Origin of the sequence: Pseudomonas sp. TR47 (assembly GCF_044143025.1) — a bacterium.
In the GTDB taxonomy this organism is placed as follows: Bacteria; Pseudomonadota; Gammaproteobacteria; order Pseudomonadales; family Pseudomonadaceae; genus Aquipseudomonas; species Aquipseudomonas putida_E.
This window is the reverse complement of the sequence record NZ_JBHFCS010000008.1, coordinates 83,650-105,078: the sequence shown is the minus strand read 5'-3', so window position 1 is coordinate 105,078 and position 21,429 is coordinate 83,650. Positions and strand designations below refer to the sequence as shown.

General features: G+C 62.8%; 17 protein-coding genes. 10 read left to right on the top strand and 7 right to left on the bottom strand.

The annotated features are described in order from the left end of the window. Positions 1-71 precede the first annotated feature (71 nt). Positions 72-4,937: an NAD-glutamate dehydrogenase gene (locus tag ACEWE8_RS11245; RefSeq protein ID WP_046786499.1), complete on the top strand. Its 4,866-nt coding sequence runs from the start codon at positions 72-74 to the stop codon at positions 4,935-4,937. A gap of 101 nt (positions 4,938-5,038) precedes the next feature. Here the strand turns inward: ACEWE8_RS11245 and ACEWE8_RS11240 are convergent, their stop codons facing one another. Then, positions 5,039-5,857, bottom strand: a complete 819-nt coding sequence (locus ACEWE8_RS11240; RefSeq protein WP_012313507.1) for a pyruvate, water dikinase regulatory protein — start codon at positions 5,855-5,857, stop codon at positions 5,039-5,041. Between the two features lie 175 nt (positions 5,858-6,032). On the opposite strand from ACEWE8_RS11240, the gene ppsA reads away from it, so the two are divergent. From ppsA to ACEWE8_RS11200, 8 genes are all read left to right on the top strand, one after another. After that, positions 6,033-8,408, top strand: a complete 2,376-nt coding sequence (gene ppsA, locus ACEWE8_RS11235; protein ID WP_012313508.1) for a phosphoenolpyruvate synthase — start codon at positions 6,033-6,035, stop codon at positions 8,406-8,408. Between the two features lie 101 nt (positions 8,409-8,509). Beyond that, on the top strand, positions 8,510-9,502 hold the full coding sequence (locus tag ACEWE8_RS11230; RefSeq protein WP_223255122.1) for an alpha/beta fold hydrolase: 993 nt from the start codon (positions 8,510-8,512) through the stop codon (positions 9,500-9,502). Between the two features lie 139 nt (positions 9,503-9,641). Beyond that, positions 9,642-10,133, top strand: coding sequence for a ribonuclease E activity regulator RraA (rraA, locus tag ACEWE8_RS11225; RefSeq protein ID WP_012313510.1), 492 nt, complete (start codon positions 9,642-9,644; stop codon positions 10,131-10,133). A 27-nt stretch (positions 10,134-10,160) separates the two neighbouring features. After that, on the top strand, positions 10,161-11,156 hold the full coding sequence (locus ACEWE8_RS11220; RefSeq protein ID WP_046786497.1) for a zinc transporter ZntB: 996 nt from the start codon (positions 10,161-10,163) through the stop codon (positions 11,154-11,156). Positions 11,157-11,268: 112 nt separating this feature from the next. Beyond that, positions 11,269-11,532 carry a hypothetical protein gene (locus ACEWE8_RS11215; RefSeq protein ID WP_046786496.1) on the top strand — a complete coding sequence of 88 codons (264 nt, stop codon included), beginning with the start codon at positions 11,269-11,271 and terminating at the stop codon, positions 11,530-11,532. Positions 11,533-11,534: 2 nt separating this feature from the next. Continuing rightward, entirely contained in the window at positions 11,535-12,359 is an 825-nt protein-coding gene (locus tag ACEWE8_RS11210; RefSeq protein WP_012313513.1) for a mechanosensitive ion channel domain-containing protein, read from the top strand. Positions 12,360-12,472: 113 nt separating this feature from the next. After that, positions 12,473-13,039 carry an RNA polymerase sigma factor SigX gene (gene sigX, locus ACEWE8_RS11205; RefSeq protein ID WP_039603739.1) on the top strand — a complete coding sequence of 189 codons (567 nt, stop codon included), beginning with the start codon at positions 12,473-12,475 and terminating at the stop codon, positions 13,037-13,039. A gap of 110 nt (positions 13,040-13,149) precedes the next feature. Further along, entirely contained in the window at positions 13,150-14,187 is a 1,038-nt protein-coding gene (locus ACEWE8_RS11200) for an OmpA family protein (RefSeq protein ID WP_046786495.1), read from the top strand. 97 nt (positions 14,188-14,284) lie between these two features. On the opposite strand, the gene cobA is transcribed toward ACEWE8_RS11200, so the two are convergent. The 5 genes from cobA to ACEWE8_RS11175 form a co-directional block, all read right to left on the bottom strand. Then, positions 14,285-15,025, bottom strand: coding sequence for a uroporphyrinogen-III C-methyltransferase (gene cobA / locus ACEWE8_RS11195; protein WP_115275428.1), 741 nt, complete (start codon positions 15,023-15,025; stop codon positions 14,285-14,287). Between the two features lie 27 nt (positions 15,026-15,052). Beyond that, a complete protein-coding gene (locus ACEWE8_RS11190; RefSeq protein WP_046786494.1) occupies positions 15,053-16,720 on the bottom strand; it encodes a bifunctional protein-serine/threonine kinase/phosphatase in 1,668 nt (555 codons plus the stop codon). A 9-nt stretch (positions 16,721-16,729) separates the two neighbouring features. Beyond that, entirely contained in the window at positions 16,730-17,941 is a 1,212-nt protein-coding gene (locus ACEWE8_RS11185) for a NarK/NasA family nitrate transporter (RefSeq protein WP_046786493.1), read from the bottom strand. Positions 17,942-18,106: 165 nt separating this feature from the next. Continuing rightward, on the bottom strand, positions 18,107-18,682 hold the full coding sequence (locus ACEWE8_RS11180; protein ID WP_039602393.1) for an ANTAR domain-containing response regulator: 576 nt from the start codon (positions 18,680-18,682) through the stop codon (positions 18,107-18,109). A gap of 11 nt (positions 18,683-18,693) precedes the next feature. Next, positions 18,694-19,896: a CmpA/NrtA family ABC transporter substrate-binding protein gene (locus tag ACEWE8_RS11175; RefSeq protein ID WP_046786492.1), complete on the bottom strand. Its 1,203-nt coding sequence runs from the start codon at positions 19,894-19,896 to the stop codon at positions 18,694-18,696. 128 nt (positions 19,897-20,024) lie between these two features. On the opposite strand from ACEWE8_RS11175, the gene ACEWE8_RS11170 reads away from it, so the two are divergent. Beyond that, entirely contained in the window at positions 20,025-21,050 is a 1,026-nt protein-coding gene (locus ACEWE8_RS11170) for a quinone-dependent dihydroorotate dehydrogenase (RefSeq protein WP_046786491.1), read from the top strand. A gap of 98 nt (positions 21,051-21,148) precedes the next feature. Here ACEWE8_RS11170 and rmf read toward each other — a convergent pair whose 3' ends face one another. Beyond that, the gene (gene rmf, locus ACEWE8_RS11165; RefSeq protein ID WP_003248687.1) at positions 21,149-21,364 is read right to left on the bottom strand and encodes a ribosome modulation factor; all 216 of its coding nucleotides are present in this window, start codon (positions 21,362-21,364) and stop codon (positions 21,149-21,151) included. Positions 21,365-21,429 lie beyond the last annotated feature (65 nt).

Here is a 21,429-nt window from a genome sequence, read left to right as displayed (position 1 = left end):
TATCGTTGATCCGTGATCGTCGGATGTACGCGACGCTTCAATTATTACAAAGCCCAAGCGGAGTACCACAGATGGCGTTCTTCACCGCAGCCAGCAAAGCCGACTTCCAGCATCAACTGCAAGCGGCCCTGGCGCAGCACATCAGCGAGCAGTCACTGCCACAAGTGGCGCTGTTCGCCGAACAGTTCTTCGGCATCATTTCCATGGACGAACTCACCCAGCGCAGGCTGTCGGACCTGGCCGGCTGTACCCTTTCCGCCTGGCGCATCATCGAGCGCTTCGACCCCGCGCATCCGCAGGTGCGGGTGTACAACCCCGATTACGAGCGCAATGGCTGGCAGTCGACCCACACCGTGGTCGAGGTGCTGCACGATGACCTGCCGTTCTTGGTGGATTCGGTACGTACCGAGCTCAACCGCCGCGGCTATAGCATTCACACGCTGCAGACCACGGTGCTGAGCGTGCGTCGTGACGCCAAGGGCAATCTGCTCGAGCTGCTGCCCAAGGGTACCCAGGGCGAGGGTGTGTGCCATGAATCGCTGATGTACCTGGAGATCGACCGCTGCGCCAACGCTGCCGAATTGACGGTGCTCACCCGCGAAATCGAGCAGGTGCTGGCCGAGGTGCGGGTGGCGGTGGCCGATTTCGAGCCGATGAAAGCCAAGCTGCAGGAAGTCATGGCGCAGGTGGAGCAAACCGCGTTTGCGCCAGCGCACCACGAAAAGGGTGAGGTCAAGGCGTTCCTCGAGTGGCTGCTGGACAACCACTTCACCTTCCTCGGTTATGAAGAATTCACCGTGCAGGCCGACAGCGCCGGCGGCCAGATGGTCTACGACGAGCAGTCGTTCCTGGGCTTGCCGCGCCGCCTGCGTGTGGGCCTGACGCCTGAAGAGCTGCGTATCGAAGACTACGCGGTGGCTTACCTTGCAGAGCCGCTGCTGTTGTCGTTCGCCAAGGCTGCACTGCCCAGCCGGGTCCACCGCCCGGCCTACCCGGATTACGTCTCGATCCGCCAGCTGGACGCCGATGGCAAGGTGCTCAAGGAACACCGCTTCATGGGCCTTTACACCTCGTCGGTGTACGGCGAGAGCGTGCACGCCATTCCATACATCCGGGTCAAGGTCGCCGAGGTCGAGCGCCGCTCCGGCTTCGACGCCAAGGCACACCTGGGCAAGGAGCTGGCCCAGGTACTCGAAGTGCTGCCACGCGACGATCTGTTCCAGACCCCGGTCGACGAGCTGTTCAGCACGGTGATGTCGATCGTGCAGATCCAGGAGCGCAACAAGATCCGTGTGTTCCTGCGCAAGGACCCGTACGGGCGCTTCTGCTATTGCCTGGCCTACGTGCCACGGGAAATCTACTCCACCGAAGTGCGGCAGAAGATCCAGCAGGTGCTGATGGAGCGCCTGAAGGCCAGCGACTGCGAGTTCTGGACGTTCTTCTCTGAATCGGTGCTGGCACGCGTGCAGCTGATTCTGCGCGTCGATCCGAAGAACCGTATCGCCATCGACCCGCAGCAACTGGAAAACGAAGTGATCCAGGCCTGCCGCTCGTGGCATGACGACTACGCCGCGCTGGTGGTGGAGAACTTCGGTGAAGCCCAGGGCACCAATATTCTCGCCGATTTCCCCAAAGGTTTCCCGGCCGGCTACCGTGAGCGCTTTGCCGCCCATTCTGCGGTGGTCGACCTGCAACATGTGCTGGCCCTGTCCGAAAGCAAGCCGCTGGCGATGAGCTTCTACCAGCCGCTGACGCGTCTGGGCGAACGCTTGCTGCACTGCAAGCTGTACCACGCGGACACGCCATTGGCGTTGTCGGACGTGCTGCCGATCCTGGAAAACCTTGGCCTGCGTGTGCTGGGCGAGTTCCCCTATCGCTTGCGCCACGCCAGTGGTCGTGAATACTGGATCCACGATTTCGCCTTCACTTACAGCGAAGGCTTGAGCCTGGACATCCAGCAACTCAACGATGTGCTCCAGGACGCGTTCATCCATATCGTCCAGGGCGATGCCGAGAATGACGCGTTCAACCGCCTGGTGCTCACCGCCGGCCTGCCATGGCGCGACGTGGCGCTGCTGCGCGCCTATGCCCGCTACCTCAAGCAGATCCGCCTGGGCTTCGACCTTGGCTACATCGCCAGCACGCTGAACAACCACACCGACATCGCCCGTGAGCTGACCCGGTTGTTCAAGACCCGCTTCTACCTGGCGCGCAAGCTCACTGCCGATGACCTGGACGACAAGCAGCAACGCCTGGAACAAGCCATCCTCAGCGCCCTGGACGATGTCCAGGTGCTCAACGAGGACCGCATCCTGCGCCGCTACCTGGACCTGATTAAGGCCACCCTGCGCACCAACTTCTACCAGCCTGATGCCAACGGCCAGAGCAAGTCGTACTTCAGCTTCAAGTTCAACCCCAAGCTGATCCCCGAGCTGCCCAAACCGGTACCCAAGTTCGAGATCTTCGTCTATTCGCCACGGGTCGAGGGTGTGCACCTGCGCTTCGGCAATGTGGCACGCGGTGGCCTGCGCTGGTCGGACCGTGAAGAGGACTTCCGTACCGAGGTGCTTGGGCTGGTCAAAGCCCAGCAGGTGAAGAACTCGGTGATCGTGCCCGTCGGTGCCAAGGGCGGCTTCCTGCCACGGCGTTTGCCGCTGGGCGGCACGCGTGACGAAATCGCCGCCGAAGGCGTGGCCTGCTACCGCATATTCATCTCGGGCCTGCTCGACATTACCGACAACCTCAAGGACGGCGGCGTGGTGCCACCGGCCAACGTGGTGCGTCACGATGACGATGACCCGTACCTGGTGGTGGCGGCCGACAAGGGCACCGCGACCTTCTCCGACATCGCCAACGGCATCGCCATCGATTACGGCTTCTGGCTGGGCGATGCCTTCGCCTCGGGTGGCTCTGCCGGCTACGACCACAAGAAGATGGGCATTACCGCCCGTGGTGCCTGGGTAGGCGTGCAGCGCCACTTCCGCGAGCGCGGCATCAATGTGCAGCAGGACCCGATCACCGTCATCGGCGTCGGTGACATGGCCGGTGACGTGTTCGGCAACGGCCTGCTGATGTCCGACAAGCTGCAACTGGTAGCGGCGTTCAACCACCTGCACATCTTCATCGACCCGAACCCGGACCCGGCCAGCAGCTTCGCCGAGCGCCAGCGGCTGTTCGACTTGCCGCGTTCGGCCTGGAGCGATTACGACACCAGCATCATGTCCGAAGGCGGCGGGATCTTCCCGCGCAGTGCCAAGAGCATCGCCATCACGCCGCAAATGAAGGAACGCTTCGCCATCGAGGCCGACCGGCTGACACCGACCGAGCTGCTGCATGCATTGCTCAAGGCGCCGGTAGACCTGCTGTGGAACGGGGGCATCGGTACCTACGTCAAGGCCAGCAGCGAAAGCCACGCCGATGTCGGCGACAAGGCCAATGACGCGTTGCGGGTCAACGGCAACGAACTGCGCTGCAAGGTGGTGGGCGAGGGCGGCAACCTCGGCATGACCCAGCTCGGCCGTGTCGAGTTCGGCCTCAACGGCGGTGCCACCAATACCGACTTCATCGACAACGCCGGTGGGGTGGACTGCTCCGACCACGAGGTCAACATCAAGATCCTGCTCAACGAAGTGGTGCAGGGTGGCGACATGACCGAGAAGCAGCGCAACCAGCTGCTTGGCAGCATGACCGATGAAGTGGGCGGGCTGGTGCTTGGCAACAACTACAAGCAGACCCAGGCGCTTTCGTTGGCGGCGCGTCGCGCCCGCGAGCGGATCGCCGAGTACAAGCGCCTGATGGCCGACCTCGAGAGCCGTGGCAAGCTGGACCGTGCCATCGAGTTCCTGCCGACCGAGGAGCAGTTGGCCGATCGCCTGGCGGCCGGCCAGGGCCTGACCCGTGCCGAGCTGTCAGTGCTGATTTCCTACAGCAAGATCGACCTCAAGGAGCAGTTGCTCAAGTCGCTGGTGCCGGACGATGACTACCTGACCCGCGACATGGAAACCGCCTTCCCGCCGTCGCTGGTCAGCAAGTTCGGCGAAGCCATGCGCCGCCACCGCCTCAAGCGCGAGATCGTCAGTACCCAGATCGCCAACGACCTGGTCAACAACATGGGCATCACCTTCGTCCAGCGGCTGAAAGAGTCGACCGGCATGAGCCCGGCCAATGTTGCCGGGGCCTATGTGATCGTGCGTGACATCTTCCATCTGCCGCACTGGTTCCGCCAGATAGAGGCGTTGGACTACCAGGTGCCGGCGGAAATCCAGCTGACCCTGATGGACGAGCTGATGCGTCTGGGGCGCCGCGCGACCCGCTGGTTCCTGCGCAGCCGGCGCAACGAGCAGGATGCCGGGCGCGATACCGCGCACTTCGGGCCGAAAATCGCCCAGTTGGGGCTCAAGCTCGACGAACTGCTGGAGGGCCCGACCCGCGAACGCTGGATGGTCCGCTATCAGAGCTTCGTCGATGCCGGCGTGCCGGAGTTGCTCGCACGCATGGTGGCAGGCACCAGCCACCTGTACACGTTGCTGCCGATCATCGAGGCGGCAGACGTGACCGGGCATGAGCCGGCCCAGGTGGCCAAGGCGTTCTTCGCCGTGGGCAGTGCGCTGGACTTGACCTGGTACTTGCAGGAAATCAGCAACCTGCCGGTGGAGAACAACTGGCAGGCCCTGGCCCGCGAGGCGTTCCGCGACGATATCGACCTGCAGCAACGGGCCATCACCATCTCGGTGCTGCAGATGGTCGATGCCCCGCAAGACATGGATGCCCGCGTGGCGCTGTGGGCCGAGCAACATCGGGTAATGGTCGAGCGCTGGCGTGCCATGCTCGACGACCTGCGCAATGCGACGGGTACCGACTATGCGATGTACGCGGTGGCCAACCGCGAGCTGGTCGACCTGGCGATGAGCGGGCAGGCGGTGGCGGTGCCGTCCTGATCGGTCGCTGAAATGAAAAAGCCCCGGCAGTGATGCCGGGGCTTTTTCATGCTGGCGCCCGCCTTACGGATGATCGGCCCCCAGGTAGGAGCGGCCTTGTGTTATTTGAACCGCCGCTCCACGCCTTTTTCCACCAGGATTTTTGCCGATATCTCCTCCACCGAAAAATGCGTGGAGTTGATGTTGGGGATGTTCTCCCGCCGGAACAGGCTCTCGACCTCGCGTACCTCGAACTCGCACTGGGCAAAACTCGAATACCGGCTGTTGGGCTTGCGCTCGTGGCGGATGGCGGTCAGGCGGTCGGGGTCGATGGTCAGGCCGAACAGCTTGTTGTGATGCTTCTTGAGCACCGCCGGCAGCTGCAGGCGCTCCATGTCGTCTTCGGTGAGCGGGTAGTTGGCCGCGCGAATGCCGAACTGCATCGCCATGTACAGGCAGGTCGGGGTCTTGCCGCAACGCGATACGCCGACCAGGATCAGGTCGGCCTTGTCGTAATAATGGGTGCGCGCGCCGTCGTCGTTGTCGAGCGCGAAATTCACCGCTTCGATGCGCTCCATGTAGTTGGAATTACCGCCAATGGAGTGGGACTTGCCGACGGAATACGACGAATGGGCAGTCAATTCCTGCTCGAGCGGGGATAAAAACGTCGAAAAGATGTCGATCATGAAGCCGTTCGACGTCGCCAGGATCTCACGGATGTCCTGATTGACGATGGTGTCGAAGATGATCGGGCGCATGCCGTCGCGCTCGGCGGCGGCATTGATTTGCTGCACCATCGTGCGCGCCTTGTCCGGCGTGTCGATGTACGGACGGGTGAATTTGTTGAATGGAATGCTATCGAATTGCGCGAGCAGGCTTTGGCCCAGGGTTTCGGCAGTGATGCCGGTGCCATCGGAGATGAAGAACGCGGTTCGTTTCATTTGCGATCTGGGCCTTAAGCTGATGACGTTTCTTGGATATGATAAGTTCGGTTTGCCGAATGCGGCTGTCGGCATTCTCACTTATTTTCCAGGTACAGGCCACAAGCGTCCGGCCCAGTCAAAAGGCAGGCGGGCGCCCTTGAGCTTTTCCAATACAGTTAGTGGAGAGATCACCTTGGTAGAGTACGTAGTTTCCCTCGATAAGCTCGGCGTCCATGATGTGGAGCATGTGGGGGGCAAGAACGCATCCCTGGGCGAGATGATCAGTAACCTCGCCGGTGCCGGCGTGTCGGTGCCGGGCGGCTTTGCCACTACGGCTCAGGCGTACCGTGATTTTCTCGAGCAAAGCGGGCTGAACGACCGCATTCACGCCGCGCTCGACGCGCTGGATGTCGATGACATCAATGCCCTGACCAAGACCGGCGCGCAGATTCGCCAGTGGGTCATGGAGGCCGAGTTCCCGGCTCGACTGGATTCGGAAATCCGTACGGCCTTCGCCGAGATGGCCGCTGGCAACGACAACATGGCCGTCGCCGTGCGTTCCTCGGCCACCGCTGAAGACCTGCCGGATGCCTCTTTTGCCGGCCAGCAGGAAACCTTCCTCAACATCCGTGGCGTCGATAACGTGATCCGCGCGGCCAAGGAAGTGTTCGCCTCGCTGTTCAACGACCGCGCCATCGCCTACCGCGTGCACCAGGGCTTCGACCACAAGCTGGTGGCCCTGTCGGCCGGCGTGCAGCGCATGGTCCGCTCTGAAACCGGCACCGCCGGTGTCATGTTCACCCTCGACACCGAGTCGGGTTTCCGCGATGTGGTATTCATTACCGGCGCCTACGGCCTGGGCGAAACCGTGGTGCAGGGTGCGGTCAACCCTGACGAGTTCTACGTACACAAGAACACCCTGCAGGCCGGCCGCCCGGCCATCCTGCGCCGCAACCTGGGCAGCAAGGCGATCAAGATGATCTACGGCGACGAGGCCAAGGCCGGTCGCTCGGTCAAGACCGTCGAAGTCGACCGTGCCGAACGTGCGCGCTTCTGCCTGACCGACGCCGAGGTCAGCGAGCTGGCCAAGCAGGCCATGATCATCGAGCAGCACTACCAGCGCCCGATGGACATCGAATGGGCCAAGGACGGTGACGACGGCAAGCTCTACATCGTGCAGGCCCGCCCTGAAACCGTGAAAAGCCGCGCCAGCGCCAACGTCATGGAGCGTTACCTGCTCAAGGAGAAGGGCACCGTACTGGTTGAAGGCCGCGCGATCGGCCAGCGCATCGGCGCGGGCAAGGTCCGCGTGATCAAGGACGTGTCCGAGATGGACAAGGTGCAGCCGGGCGACGTGCTGGTCTCCGACATGACCGACCCGGATTGGGAGCCGGTGATGAAGCGCGCCAGCGCCATCGTCACCAACCGCGGTGGGCGTACCTGCCACGCGGCGATCATCGCCCGCGAGCTGGGTATTCCGGCAGTGGTAGGTTGTGGCAACGCCACCCAGCTGCTCAAGGATGGCCAGGGCGTGACCGTGTCCTGCGCCGAAGGCGATACCGGCTTCATTTTTGAAGGTGAACTGGGCTTTGACGTCAAGCAGAACTCGGTCGATGCCATGCCCGACCTGCCGTTCAAGATCATGATGAACGTCGGCAACCCGGACCGCGCCTTCGATTTCGCCCAGTTGCCCAACGCCGGTGTCGGCCTGGCGCGCCTTGAGTTCATCATCAACCGCATGATCGGCGTGCACCCCAAGGCGCTGCTGAACTACGCCGGCCTGCCGCCGGAGCTCAAAGAAAGCGTCGACAAGCGCATCGCCGGCTACAACGACCCGGTCGGCTTCTATGTCGAGAAGCTGGTCGAGGGCATCAGCACCCTGGCGGCGGCCTTCTACCCGAAAAAGGTCATCGTGCGCCTGTCGGACTTCAAGTCCAACGAGTACGCCAACCTGATCGGCGGCAAACTGTACGAGCCGGAAGAAGAAAACCCGATGCTGGGCTTCCGCGGTGCTTCGCGCTATATCAGCGAGTCGTTCCGTGACTGCTTCGAGCTCGAATGCCGTGCACTGAAGCGCGTGCGTAACGAGATGGGCCTGACCAACGTCGAGATCATGGTGCCGTTCGTGCGCACCTTGGGCGAAGCCAGCCAGGTGGTCGACCTGCTGGCCGAAAACGGCCTGGCCCGTGGTGACAATGGCCTGCGCGTGATCATGATGTGCGAGCTGCCGTCCAACGCCATCCTGGCTGAAGAATTCCTCGAGTACTTCGACGGCTTCTCCATCGGCTCCAACGACCTCACCCAGCTGACCCTGGGCCTGGACCGCGACTCGGGTATCATCGCCCACCTGTTCGACGAGCGTAACCCGGCGGTGAAGAAGCTGTTGGCCAATGCCATCCAGGCGTGCAACAAGGCTGGCAAGTACATCGGTATTTGCGGTCAGGGCCCGTCGGACCACCCGGACCTCGCCAAGTGGCTGATGGAGCAAGGCATCGAAAGCGTGTCGCTGAACCCCGACTCGGTACTCGAGACCTGGTTCTTCCTGGCCGAGGGCCAGGGCGCGGTCTGATAGATGAAATGCGGGGGCGCGTCTGGCGTGCCCCCGCCTGGTTTTTTCCAGGGCGAGTTCCAGTGATGGATCCCGCCCTTTTTTGTGCATCAAGCAACCTTATGCAAAGCAGCAGTGTTCTATTCCCCGTGGCCTTGCTCAGTGCCGAGCGCCGCGGTGATCTCAGTGAAGACGTCTACCGGATCAAGGCCGGCAACAGCCCTGACCCCAGCGTCGAACTGGCCGTGACCCGCCTGGGGCTGGCCGACCAGGGTGGCGCCCAAGGCGTGCCGGTTATTCTCCTGCATGGCAGTTTCTCCAATCGGCGTTTCTGGTATTCGCCCAAGGGCATTGGCCTGGGGGCTTACCTGGCACGTGCGGGCTTCGATGTCTGGATCCCGGAAATGCGTGGCCACGGGTTGTCGCCGCGCAACCACAAGTGGCGGCACAACCGGGTCGCTGATTATGCCCGCTATGACTTGCCGCTGATCGCGGCCTTCGTTGAAGAACAGTCCGGTTCAGCCCCCCACTGGATAGGCCATTCGCTTGGCGGTACCACCTTGGCGGCAGCGCTTGGCGGTGGTTTTCTGCAGTCCGGGCAGGTCGCCAGTGCCGCGTTTTTCGGTACCCAGATCAGCCGGGTGTACTGGCCGTTGAAGGTGCCACCCCTGACCTGGGGCGCAAAGCTGCTGCTCAGGCGTTGGGGGCAGATTTCCGGCCCGCGCTTCAAGCGCGGGCCTGAGGATGAGCCGATAGGCCTGGCGCTGGAAAGCATGCGTTGGCACGGCCTGTTTGGCCGTTTTGGTGACGAGGACAGTGACTGGTGGGCGGGGCTTGCCGAGGTGGATGTGCCGGTGCTGGCAGTGGCTGGCGCGGGAGACTTCCAGGACCCGGTGTGGGCTTGTCGCAAGCTGTTCGATCAGTTGGGTGGCGAGCGCAAGCAGTTCCTCAGGCTGGGACGCGAGGAAGGCTTCGAGGCGTTCGGGCATGTCGACATGCTGGTGAGCAAGGCGGCGCAGGCGCAGGTGTGGCCATTGGTGCAACGCTGGTTGCGCCAGCCGTTGCTGCCGGTGCATGGGGCGACCGTGGTTACGGAGCCAGTCACGGTCAGCTGATTTTCTGCTGGGTGTCGTGGCCCGCTTGGGCTACGACAGGCGAAATACAGATGACCGAGCAGTCCCGGATGACTGCGACTGCCTCCCCGGTGTAGCCTTGGCAGACACCCGCTTTCGTTGTGACTGACAGGAGCTTCCCATGCAGCATTACGTAACGCCCGACCTGTGCGACGCCTACCCGGACCTGGTCCAGGTGCTGGAGCCGATGTTCAGCAACTTCGGTGGCCGCGATTCATTTGGTGGCCAGATCGTTACCATCAAGTGCTTCGAGGACAATTCGCGGGTCAAAGAGCAGGTTGAGCTCGACGGCAAGGGCAAGGTTCTGGTGGTCGATGGCGGTGGTTCGCTGCGCTGTGCATTGCTCGGTGACATGCTTGCCGAAAAGGCTGCCAAGAACGGCTGGGAAGGCCTGGTGATCTATGGCTGCGTGCGTGACGTCGATGTGCTGATCCAGACCAGCGTCGGTGTGCAGGCGCTGGCCAGCCATCCGATGAAGACCGACAAGCGCGGTATCGGCGACCTCAATGTGGCTGTGACCTTTGCCGGCGTGACGTTCCGCCCTGGCGAGTATGTGTATGCCGACAACAATGGTGTGATCGTCTCGCCAAGCCCGCTGGAAATGCCGCAGTGATGCGCCGCACGCGCTGATGGAGCTTTGATGTTCGAGGAAGACAACGCGCAGTGGGGGCTGGTGCACGCCCTGGTGCTCGATGGTAAAGGCGGCGCGCGCTCGATCCCCCGGACCGAGCTGGACGATCTGCAGTTGCAGCCACAGCAAAGCCTGTGGCTGCACTGGGATCGCAGTCATCCCCAGACCCGTACCTGGCTGCAGCAAGAGAGCGGCCTGAGTGAGTTCGCCTGCGACCTGCTGCTGGAGGAAAACACCCGTCCGCGCCTGTTGCCGCTGGCCGATGAACAGCTGCTGTTGTTCTTGCGTGGGGTGAACCTCAACCCGGGCGCCGAGCCTGAAGACATGGTATCGGTACGTATTTTCGCCCAGGCGCGGCGGGTCATTTCGCTGCGCTTGCGGCCTTTGCGCGCCAGTGACGAAATTCTCCGTCTGCTGGACGAGGGCAGGGGGCCCAGATCGGCGTCCGAGTTGCTGCTGCTGATGGGCGAATTGCTCACCGAGAAAGTGCAGGGTTTGGTCAACGATCTGTCGGAGCTGGTCGATCTGGAGGAAGAAAAGGTTGAATCCGACGAACGGTACAGCCCTGAGCACGGCAGCTTGCAGCAGATTCGTCGCCGAGCCGCCGGCCTGCGGCGTTTTCTCGCCCCGCAGCGGGAGATCTATGCCCAGCTGTCGCGCAGCCGCTGGAGCTGGTTCGCCGATGCGGACGCAGACTACTGGAACGAGCTGAACAACAGCCTGATCCGCTACCTGGAAGAGCTGGAGCTGGCCCGTGAGCGGGCCGCGCTGGTGCTGGAAAGCGAGGACCGGCGGCGCAGCGAGCGGATGAACCGGACCATGTATCGCTTTGGCATCATCACCTGCATTTTCCTGCCTATGAGCTTCGTCACCGGGTTGCTGGGGATCAATGTCGGCGGCATTCCGGGGGCGGAAAACCCCTATGGTTTCCTGTTTGCCTGTATTGTCGTGCTCGGGCTTGCGGTGGGGCAGTGGTGGCTGTTCCGACGGCTGCGGTGGGTTTGAATGCTTATTGGAATGTACCGGCCTTGTCGCTGGCAAGCCGGCCGCCACATGAGCCGAAGTGTGACCCGGCGTCTGTCGCTCTCGTCTCTGACTGACATTGCGCGAGGTGCACATGCACGATCCGTTTGAACAATCCCTGCGTGACCTGCTCAACGCGTCGCCGTCCGGTGAGGACCGTGACGACGCTGCGTGCCTGGGTCGCGTGCTGAAAACCGCCAACCGCCAGGTTGGCGCCGGTGACCTGTTCAGCCTGCTTGGCCGCTGGAGCCAGGCGCTGCTGATCGCCGTGAACAATGGCTCGGCGCATGTCGCGCCGGTGCGCCGCTCTTCTGCCCGTAACGCTGCCGACGGCAGCAAAGCTGATAAGGCCGATTGAATATGGAACTCGATCTCTGGACCCAGAGCCTGGTCACTGCCATGACCGCCCTATGGACCAAGGTGGCGAACTTCATCCCCAACCTGTTCGGCGCGCTGGTCGTGGTGCTGCTCGGTTTCGTGGTGGCCAAGCTGCTCGATACGCTGTTGTCCAAGCTGCTGGCCAAGTTTGGTCTGGATCGCCTGATGGCCGGTACCGGCTTGACCAAAATGCTCAGCCGTGGCGGCATTCAGGTGCCGATCTCGACTTTGATCGGCAAGATCGTCTATTGGTTCGTACTGCTGATTTTCCTGGTCTCTGCTGCCGAATCGCTGGGCCTCGAGCGCGTCTCCGCAACCCTCGACATGCTTGCCCTCTACCTGCCAAAGGTATTTGGTGCGGCCTTGGTGTTGCTGGTTGGCGTGCTGCTGGCGCAAGTGGCCAATGGCCTGGTGCGTGGCGCTGCCGAAGGTATCGGCCTTGAGTATTCCGCAGGCCTTGGGCGCATTACCCAAGGCCTGGTGATCATCATCAGTATTTCGGTGGCGATCAGCCAGCTCGAGGTCAAGACCGACCTGCTCAACCACGTGATCGTGATCGGGCTGATTACCGTTGGTCTGGCCGTTGCGCTTGCGATGGGGCTCGGCAGTCGCGAAATCGCCGGGCAGATTCTGGCTGGTATCTATGTGCGTGAGCTTTACCAGGTCGGCCAGCAGGTGCGGATTGGAGAGGTCGAGGGGCAGATCGAGGAGATCGGCACGGTAAAGACGACGTTGCTGACCGATGATGGCGAACTGGTGTCGTTGTCTAATCGTGTGCTGCTCGAGCAACGCGTCAATAGCCGCTAATTGTCCAAAAGCTGTTAATGTATGCCGCCGCAGAAATCCGCCCACGTGGCCGAGCGGCGACATTGACCTGACTGTCGGCCAGATCCGTTTTGAATAAAGTTCATTCGCCGCCCATGCGTTACGACCCGCGCGAGCTCACCGACGAGGAGTTGGTGGCGCGTTCGCATGAGGAGCTGTATCACGTTACCCGCGCCTATGAAGAGCTCATGCGGCGCTACCAGCGGACCCTGTTCAACGTGTGCGCGCGTTATTTGGGGAACGACCGGGATGCTGACGATGTCTGTCAGGAGGTGATGCTCAAGGTGCTTTACGGTCTGAAGAACTTCGAGGGTAAATCCAAGTTCAAGACCTGGCTCTACAGCATTACCTATAACGAGTGCATTACCCAGTACCGCAAGGAGCGCCGCAAACGTCGGTTGATGGATGCCTTGAGTCTTGACCCTGTTGAAGAGGCGTCTGAAGACAAGGCACCCAAACCCGAAGAAAAGGGTGGCCTGGACAAATGGCTTGTGTACGTGAACCCGATCGACCGGGAAATTCTGGTGCTGCGATTTGTTGCGGAACTGGAATTTCAGGAGATCGCCGATATCATGCACATGGGCCTGAGCGCAACGAAAATGCGCTACAAGCGTGCGCTGGACAAGCTTAGAGAGAAATTTGCAGGTATGGATGAAACTTAGCCCCTTGCGAATATCTCTAACGAATCGGCAAGTTCTGCTAGACTTGCCGTCGAGTTGTCCGCCGGATTTTGGTGGGACTGCTTAACTATCACCAGATGGGGATTTAACGGATGAAATTGAAAAACACCTTGGGCTTGGCCATTGGCTCGCTCGTTGCTGCTACTTCGTTCGGCGTTCTGGCACAAGGCCAAGGCGCTGTCGAAATCGAAGGCAACGTGACCAAGCAGTACTACGACAGCGAGCGCAACTTCCAGAACGACGGCACCAACCCTGGTGTTCGCCTCGGTTACTTCCTGACCGACGACGTCTCCCTGGACCTGGGCTACAACGAGACCCACAACGCTCGTGGCGAAGTCTTCAACAAAGACATCAAAGGTTCCAAAGCCAAGCTCGACGCTACCTACCACTTCGGTACCGTAGGCGACGCGCTGCGTCCGTACGTTTCCGCTGGTTTCGCTCACGAAAGCCTGGGCCAGGCCACTCGTAGCGGCCGTGACCACTCCACCTTCGCCAACGTTGGCGCTGGCGCCAAGTGGTACATCACCGACATGTTCTTCGCCCGTGCCGGCGTTGAAGCCATGTACAACATCGACAACGGCAACACCGAGTGGGGCCCGTCCGTTGGTGTGGGTCTGAACTTCGGTGGCAGCGGTGGCAAAGTTGCCCCGGCTCCTGCTCCAGTTGCTGAAGTCTGCTCCGACAGCGACAACGATGGCGTTTGCGACAACGTCGACAAGTGCCCGGACACCCCAGCCAACGTTACCGTTGACGCTGATGGCTGCCCGGCTGTTGCCGAAGTCGTTCGCGTTGAGCTGGACGTCAAGTTCGACTTCGACAAGTCGGTCGTCAAGCCTAACAGCTACGGCGACATCAAGAACCTGGCTGACTTCATGAAGCAGTACCCACAGACCACCACCGTGGTTGAAGGTCACACTGACTCCGTGGGCCCAGACGCTTACAACCAGAAGCTGTCCGAGCGTCGTGCCAACGCCGTCAAAGACGTGCTGACCCAGCAGTACGGTGTTGAGTCGACTCGTGTTGACTCGGTTGGCTACGGCGAAACCCGTCCGGTTGCCGACAACGCCACCGAAGAAGGCCGTGCTGTCAACCGTCGCGTTGAAGCTCAGGTAGAAGCCCAAGCCAAGTAATTGGTTGAAGCTTCACTGAAAAACCCGGCCTCGGCCGGGTTTTTCGTGTCTGGAGCATGTGGTTTCCAGGCAAGGCATTAAGCCGATGAACACCGCGTCATCCGGCTGCCGCCATCCGCTGATGGGCCTCCAGGTTCCCTGCCACCTCGCCAATCACCAGGATTGCCGGGCTGCGCAAGCCGAACGCCCGCGCATCCTCCAGCATCCCCCGCAAGTCGCTGCGGCACTCGCGCTGCCCGGGCAGTGACGCATTCTCGATCATCGCCACCGGCATCCCCGGCGCCATGCCGCCGTCCAGCAAGCCCTGGCGAATCTGCTCCAGCCTCGCTACCCCCATGTACACCACCAGGGTCGTGCCACCCTGTGCCAGCGCCGTCCAGTTCAGCTCGCTGTCATCCTGGGTGTGCGCGGTCACCAGTGTCACGCCACGGCTGATCCCGCGTGAGGTAAGCGAAATGCCACACTGGGTCGCGCCTGCCAGGCCTGCAGTAATACCGTTTACCACTTCCACCTCGATGCCATGCCCTTGCAGCCACAAGGCCTCCTCGCCGCCACGGCCAAAAATGCACGGGTCGCCGCCTTTGAGCCGCACAACGCAGCGGCCCTGCCGTGCGTGGCGCAGCATCAGGCGCTGAATGAACGCCTGGGGCGTGGAGCGGCAGCCACCCCGTTTGCCCACGGCGATCACCCGTGCCTGCGGGCAGTGTTCCAGCACGGCCGGGTTGACCAGGTCGTCGATCATCACTACATGGGCCTGTTGCAGCGCACGCACGGCTTTCAGGGTGAGCAGTTCGGGGTCACCAGGGCCGGCACCGACCAGCCAGACTTTCGCATTCATCAGGGTTTCCTCATCGGCAAGGCGTGCTCAGCCCTTGAACAGGCTGAACAGCAGTATCAGGTTGAGCAGCAGGGACAGCAGGGCCAGGGTGCGCCAGACCTTCAGTGGCTCCCGTTCAAGCAGTGGACGTGGATGGCTGTTGAGCGCCTGGCGGTCACCCCGTTCGAGCAGCAGCAACCATTGTTCAGCGGTTTCGAAGCGCTGCGCCGGGTCCGTGGCCACGGCTTGCTGCAGGTTGTGCTGCAGCCATTCCGGCAAGTCGGGGCGATAGCGCGCGGCATTGACCGGTTGGCCAAAGCGCGGGCGCTGGAAAGCTTCGACCTCGCCATAGGGGTAATGCCCGGTCAACAGGTGGTAGAGCGTCACACCCACTGCGTACAGGTCTTGGCGCGGGCTCGGCGGCTGGCCGTCGAAGGCTTCCGGGGCGATGTACGAAGGCGTGCCGGGGAGTTCGTGGCGCGGGTCCTCGGACAGCCCTGGGCAGTACGCCAGGCCGAAGTCCAGCAGGCGCAGTTGGCCGTCTTCGCCCAGGTGCAGGTTGTCGGGCTTGATGTCACGGTGCAGCAAGTTGCGTCGGTGCAGCACACCAACGGCCTGCAGTAACTGGCGGGCCACTTCCAGCCACTGTGCCAGTGGCAACGGGCCCTGCTCGGCCAGCTGGGCGGCTAGGGTTCGGCCGCTGTGCTCGCGCATCACGTAATACAGGTGCTGGCGCTGGCTGGCGGCGTGCAGTTCGGGGAAATGGCGGCCGGCTACGCGGCGCAGGAACCATTCCTCAAGCAACAGCGCCTGGGCAGCGCCCGGCTCTTGTTCGCGTTCCGCGGGCAAGGTTTTCAGTAGCCACGGCTGGCCCTGGCTGTCGCGCACGCGGTACAACAGCGATTGGCGGCTTTGTGCCAGGCGCGCCTCGATCTGCCAGCCATCGATTGCCTGGCCTTCGCGCAGTTCGCGGGGTAAGGGCCATTGCTGCAGTTGGACCAGGGTATCGCCAAGGTTGGCCGTGCCCACGCGCTCGACCCGTACCAGCAGGGCGCTGGCATTGTCCTGGCTGCCATTGTGGTGGGCGCTGGCGACCAGTGTATCGGCGGCCAGTTGCAGGTCGGGCTGCTCGCGCAGTACGGCCTGGATGTGCTGGTCACCCAGGCTGGCCCAGACGCCGTCACTGAGCAACAGGTAGCACTCGCCGGGCTGCAGCTCACCGTCCAGGTAGTCCACCAGCAGGTGCTGGTCCAGGCCCAGTGCGCGTTTGAGCACATGCTGCATGCCGGGTTGGTCCCACACATGGTCTTCACTCAGGCACTGCAGGCGGCCGTCGTGCCAGCGATAGGCGCGGCAGTCGCCGACGTGTGCCAGGGTGAAGCGGCGCCCGCGCAGCACCAGCGCGCTGAGCGTGGTCAGGAGCGGCTGGCTGCCCTGAGCGCGCAGCCAGCGGTTCTGTGCCGACAGCAGGCGGTCCAGTGCCTGCGCCACGCCCCAGGTGGCGGGGGTGGCGTAGTAATCCATGGCCAGGGCCTGCAAGCTGGCACGTGCTGCAAGGCCGCCGTCAGCACATTGGCTGACGCCGTCGGCAAGGGCGAACAGGTAACCCTTGCTGGCGGCAAGCTCCGGCGCCGGGGTGACCAGGCGCAAGGCGTCCTGGTTCTCCTCGCGCGGCCCCGTGGCGCTGGCCTGGGCGAAACTCAGTTGCAGGCTCATCGGTTCGCCTCAGACCCGCGCTGCGGTGACCGCTGCAGAACCCCAGGTGGTGCGCCAGCGCTGCTTGACCCCGTGCAGCCCGAACCAGGCCAGCAGGCCCAGGCTGGCAAACAGCCACAGGCCCATCTGGTAGTCACCGGTGTGCTGCTTGATGGTGCCGAGCCCGGCTGCCAGCAGGAAGCCGCCGATGCCGCCGGCCATGCCGATCAGCCCGGTCATCACGCCGATCTCCTGGCGGAAGCGTTGGGGGACCAGCTGGAACACCGCACCGTTGCCCGCGCCCAGGCCGAGCATGGCGCTGACGAACAACGCCAGGGCCGCTGTGGCGCTGGGCAGGTTGAAGCCGACGGCAGCGATGCAGATGGCGGCCACGCTGTACATGCCAAGCAGGGTGCGGATACCGCCGAAACGGTCGGCCAGGGCGCCGCCCAGCGGGCGCATCAGGCTGCCGGCGAACACGCAGGCGGCGGTGTAGTAGCCTGCCGTGATCGGGCTGAGGCCGTACTGGTCGCTGAAATAGCCGGGCAGGGCGCTGGCCAGGCCGATGAAGCCGCCGAAGGTGACGCTGTAGAAGAACATGAACCACCAGCTGTCGCGATCACCCAGCGCCTTGAGGTAGTCGGCCATGGCCTTTGGCTTGGGCCGTTGTGGTGCATTGCGCGCGAGCAGGGCGAACACCACGACCGTCACCAGCAGCGGGATCACGGCGAAACCGAACACGTTGTTCCAGCCAAAGCCTGCGGCCAGTACCGGGGCCAGCAACGCGGCGAAGACGGTGCCGGAGTTGCCCGCGCCAGCGATGCCCATCGCCTTGCCCTGATGTTGCGGCGGATACCATTGCGAGGCCAGCGGCAGCGACACGGCGAACGAGGCGCCGGCAACACCGAGAAACACACCGAGCAGCAGGGCTTGCTCGTAGGTGTGCACGCCCAGGTACCAGGCACAGGCCAGGGCGACAATCACGATGACCTGGCCGATCAGCCCGGCGGTTTTCGGTGAGAGGCGGTCGACCAGCAGGCCCATGACAAAACGCAGCACGGCACCGGCGAGGATGGGTGTTGCGACCATCAGGCCCCGTTGCTGTGCACTCAGTTGCAGGTCGGTGGCGATCTGTACGGCCAGCGGGCCGAGCAGGTACCACACCATGAAGCTCAGGTCGAAATACAGGAACGCAGCGAACAGCGTGGGCACATGCCCGGATTTCCAGAAGCTGGTACTCATCGAACACCTCACTCGGCAATGCAACGGAAACGAAAAGACGCCGCTACCCGGTCCACTGGCATGGAGGGGTGAGCGACGTCTTTGTCGGGGTTTGTGGGCAACCGCCGTTGGCTACCGGTGCGATATCTTCAGCAAGAGCTGGGCCAACATTGTACGGGCGCCTGCTTACCCCAGCATCTCGTGCATGGCGATGATCTGCTCGGCCACCTGGATCAGCTTCTGCTGGCGGCTCATGGCCTGCCGGCGCATCAGGGTGTACGCCTGTTCTTCGTTGCAGTCTTTCATTTTCATCAGCAGGCCTTTGGCCTGCTCGATGCGCTTGCGCTCGGCCAGTTGCTGGTCGCGGGCCTGCAGCTGGGCCTTGAGCGCCTGGTCGCTCTCGAAGCGGGCCATGGCCACGTCCAGGATTGGCTGCAAGCGGGCGGCGTGGATGCCCTCGACGATGTACGCGCTGACCCCGGCCTGGATCGCCTGGCGCATCACCCCGGGGTCATGCTCGTCGGTGAACAGCACGATCGGCCGCGGCTGGTCGCGGCTCACCATCACCACCTGTTCCATCACGTCACGGTCGGGTGAGTCGGTATCGATCAATACCACGTCCGGGTGCACCATCTCGACGCAGGCGGGCAGGTCGATGGTCAGGTCTGGCGCCTCGATCACCTCGAAGCCGGCTTCGCGCAGTGCAGCCTTGAGGCGGCCGAGCTTGTTCTGGGTATCGTCGATCAGCAGGATGCGCAGCATGTTGGTGACCCTCACAGACCGATACGGGCATCGGGCGTATCGCCCAAGGCGTGCAGGCTGAAGCTGCGGGCGTAGCCGTATGGGTCGCTGCCATCCCAGCGGATACCGTCGATCAGCAGGCTGCTGCGCATGGGCGTGCCAGGGCAAGCCACGCCCAGCGCATCGGCGGCTTCTTGGTAAAGCGCCAACTGCTGGACCTGGCGCGCCACGCCGAGGTAGTCGGGATCATCGCGCAGCAGCCCCCAGCGACGGAACTGGGTCATGAACCACATGCCGTCGGACAGGTAAGGCACATTGGCCCGCCCCTGATCGAACAGGCGCAGGGCATGATGGTCCTGCCAGTGGTTGCCAAGGCCGTCCTGATACACCCCGAGCAGCCGCGGTTCGATGTTTTCAATGGGCGTATCCAGGTAGGCGCTGCCGCTGAGCAGTTGCGCGGTGCCGTGGCGATTTTCCTGGCTTTGTTCGATGAAGCGGCTGGCGGCGAGGATCGCTTTGACCAGCGCCCGGGCGCTGTTTGGGTACTGCTCGGCAAAGGTGCGGGCGCAGGCCAGGACCTTTTCCGGGTGGTCGGGCCAGATCGACTGGCTGGTAGCCAGGGTAAAGCCCTGGCCCTGCGCTACGGCGGCGCCTGCCCAGGGTTCGCCGACGCAGAAGCCATCGATCCGGCCAGCCTGGATGTGCGCCATCATTTGCGCCGGTGGCACCACCACGCTATTGACGTCGTGCAGGGGGTGAATGCCTTGGCTCGCCAGCCAGTAATACAGCCACATGGCATGGGTGCCAGTGGGGAATGTCTGGGCGAAGGTCAGTTTTGCACCCTGCTGGTGCACGTGACGTGCCAGTGCTTCAGGTGTGGTCACAGCCTTGCGCTGAAGGGCGGGGGAGAGGTTGATGGCCTGGGCATTCTGGTTCAGCCCCATGAGCACCGCCATGTCGCTGGCCGGCACCCCGCCGATGCCCAGGTGCACGGCATAGACCAGGCCATAGAGGCAATGAGCGGCATCCAGTTCACCGCTGGCCAGTTTGTCGCGCAGGCCGGCCCATGAGCCCTGGCGTTTGAGGTTGAGTGTCAGGCCGTGTTGCTGGGCGAAGCCCTGGGTGGCCGCTACCACAACCGAAGCACAATCGGTCAGGGCCATGAAACCGATATCGAGGCTGGGTTTTTCTGGCGCATCGCTGCCGTTGACCCATGCCAGGGGTGATGTATTCACGTAGATCCTCGCCTGTACTGAATAGGCTGTGTGCAGGCGATGTAGCAACGCATGTGCCAAGGCGCTGTCATGCCGGCCGCACGCTGGCTATAATCGCAACCTCACTCACCCCTGAGCCTTGCCCGCCCATGTATACCCTGGCCCGCCAGCTGCTGTTCAAGCTTTCCCCGGAAACCTCCCATGACCTGTCCCTGGACCTGATCGGCGCCGGTGGCCGCCTCGGGCTCAACGGCGCGCTGTGCAAGCAGCCGGCGGCATTGCCGGTGTCGGTGATGGGCTTGAACTTCGCCAATCCGGTCGGCCTGGCGGCAGGCCTGGACAAGAATGGCGCGGCCATCGATGGCTTTGCCCAGCTGGGCTTCGGTTTTGTCGAGATCGGCACCGTGACCCCGCGAGCGCAGCCGGGCAACCCGAAGCCGCGCTTGTTCCGCCTGCCAGAGGCCACGGCAATCATCAACCGCATGGGCTTCAACAACCTGGGCGTCGATCACTTGCTCGAGCGGGTGCGCGCCGCGCGTTATGACGGTGTGCTGGGCATCAACATCGGCAAGAACTTCGACACCCCGGTAGAGCGCGCGGTCGACGATTACCTGATCTGCCTGAACAAGGTGTATGGCCACGCCAGCTACATCACCGTGAACATCAGCTCGCCCAATACCCCAGGCCTTCGCAGCCTGCAGTTCGGCGATTCGCTCAAGCAGCTGCTCGATGCCCTGGCCGAGCGCCGCGAACAGCTGGCCGGCGAGCATGGCAAGCGTGTGCCGCTGGCGATCAAGATCGCGCCGGACATGAGTGATGAAGAAACTGCGCTGGTGGCGGCAACGCTGATGGAATCGGGCATGGATGCGGTGATCGCTACCAACACCACCATGGGCCGTGAAGGTGTGGAAAACCTGCCGTATGGGGGGGAGGCGGGCGGCCTTTCCGGTGCACCGGTACTGGAAAAGAGCACCCATATCGTCAAGGTGCTGTCGGCCGAGCTGGGCGGCAAGATGCCGATTATTGCTGCTGGGGGTATCACCGAAGGCCGGCATGCCGCAGAGAAGATTGCCGCTGGCGCGAGCCTGGTGCAGATCTACTCAGGCTTCATCTATAAAGGGCCGGCGCTGATCCGTGAGGCAGTGGACGCGATCGCCGCAATGCCGCGGGCATGATCACGCAGGCATAAAAAAGGGCCCCGTCAAGGGGCCCCTGGGCCTTAGCCCGCCGCCCGGATGGGGCGTGCATGGTGACTCGAATTCAGTGTCCTCGTTCAGCCAACGGCGTGATTTTCGTTGAGTCTATGGATGCCAGCGGTGCCAGTCATTCCGTCCCAGTTATCACCGCGACCTTCACGCCAGCCGTTGATCCAGGCTTGGCGAACAGAAGGAAGATTGAAGGGGCAAAGTTCGCGGGATTTGCCGGTGACCCCATATTGGTAGCCACGTGAATATGCTCTTTCCAACGGATCACGCTTAAGTCTTCTCATAGGGTGTTGCCCTCACTTGTTGACTGTAATGTCCCGTCGGCCTCTCCGAGGCCGGGCAGAGTCTT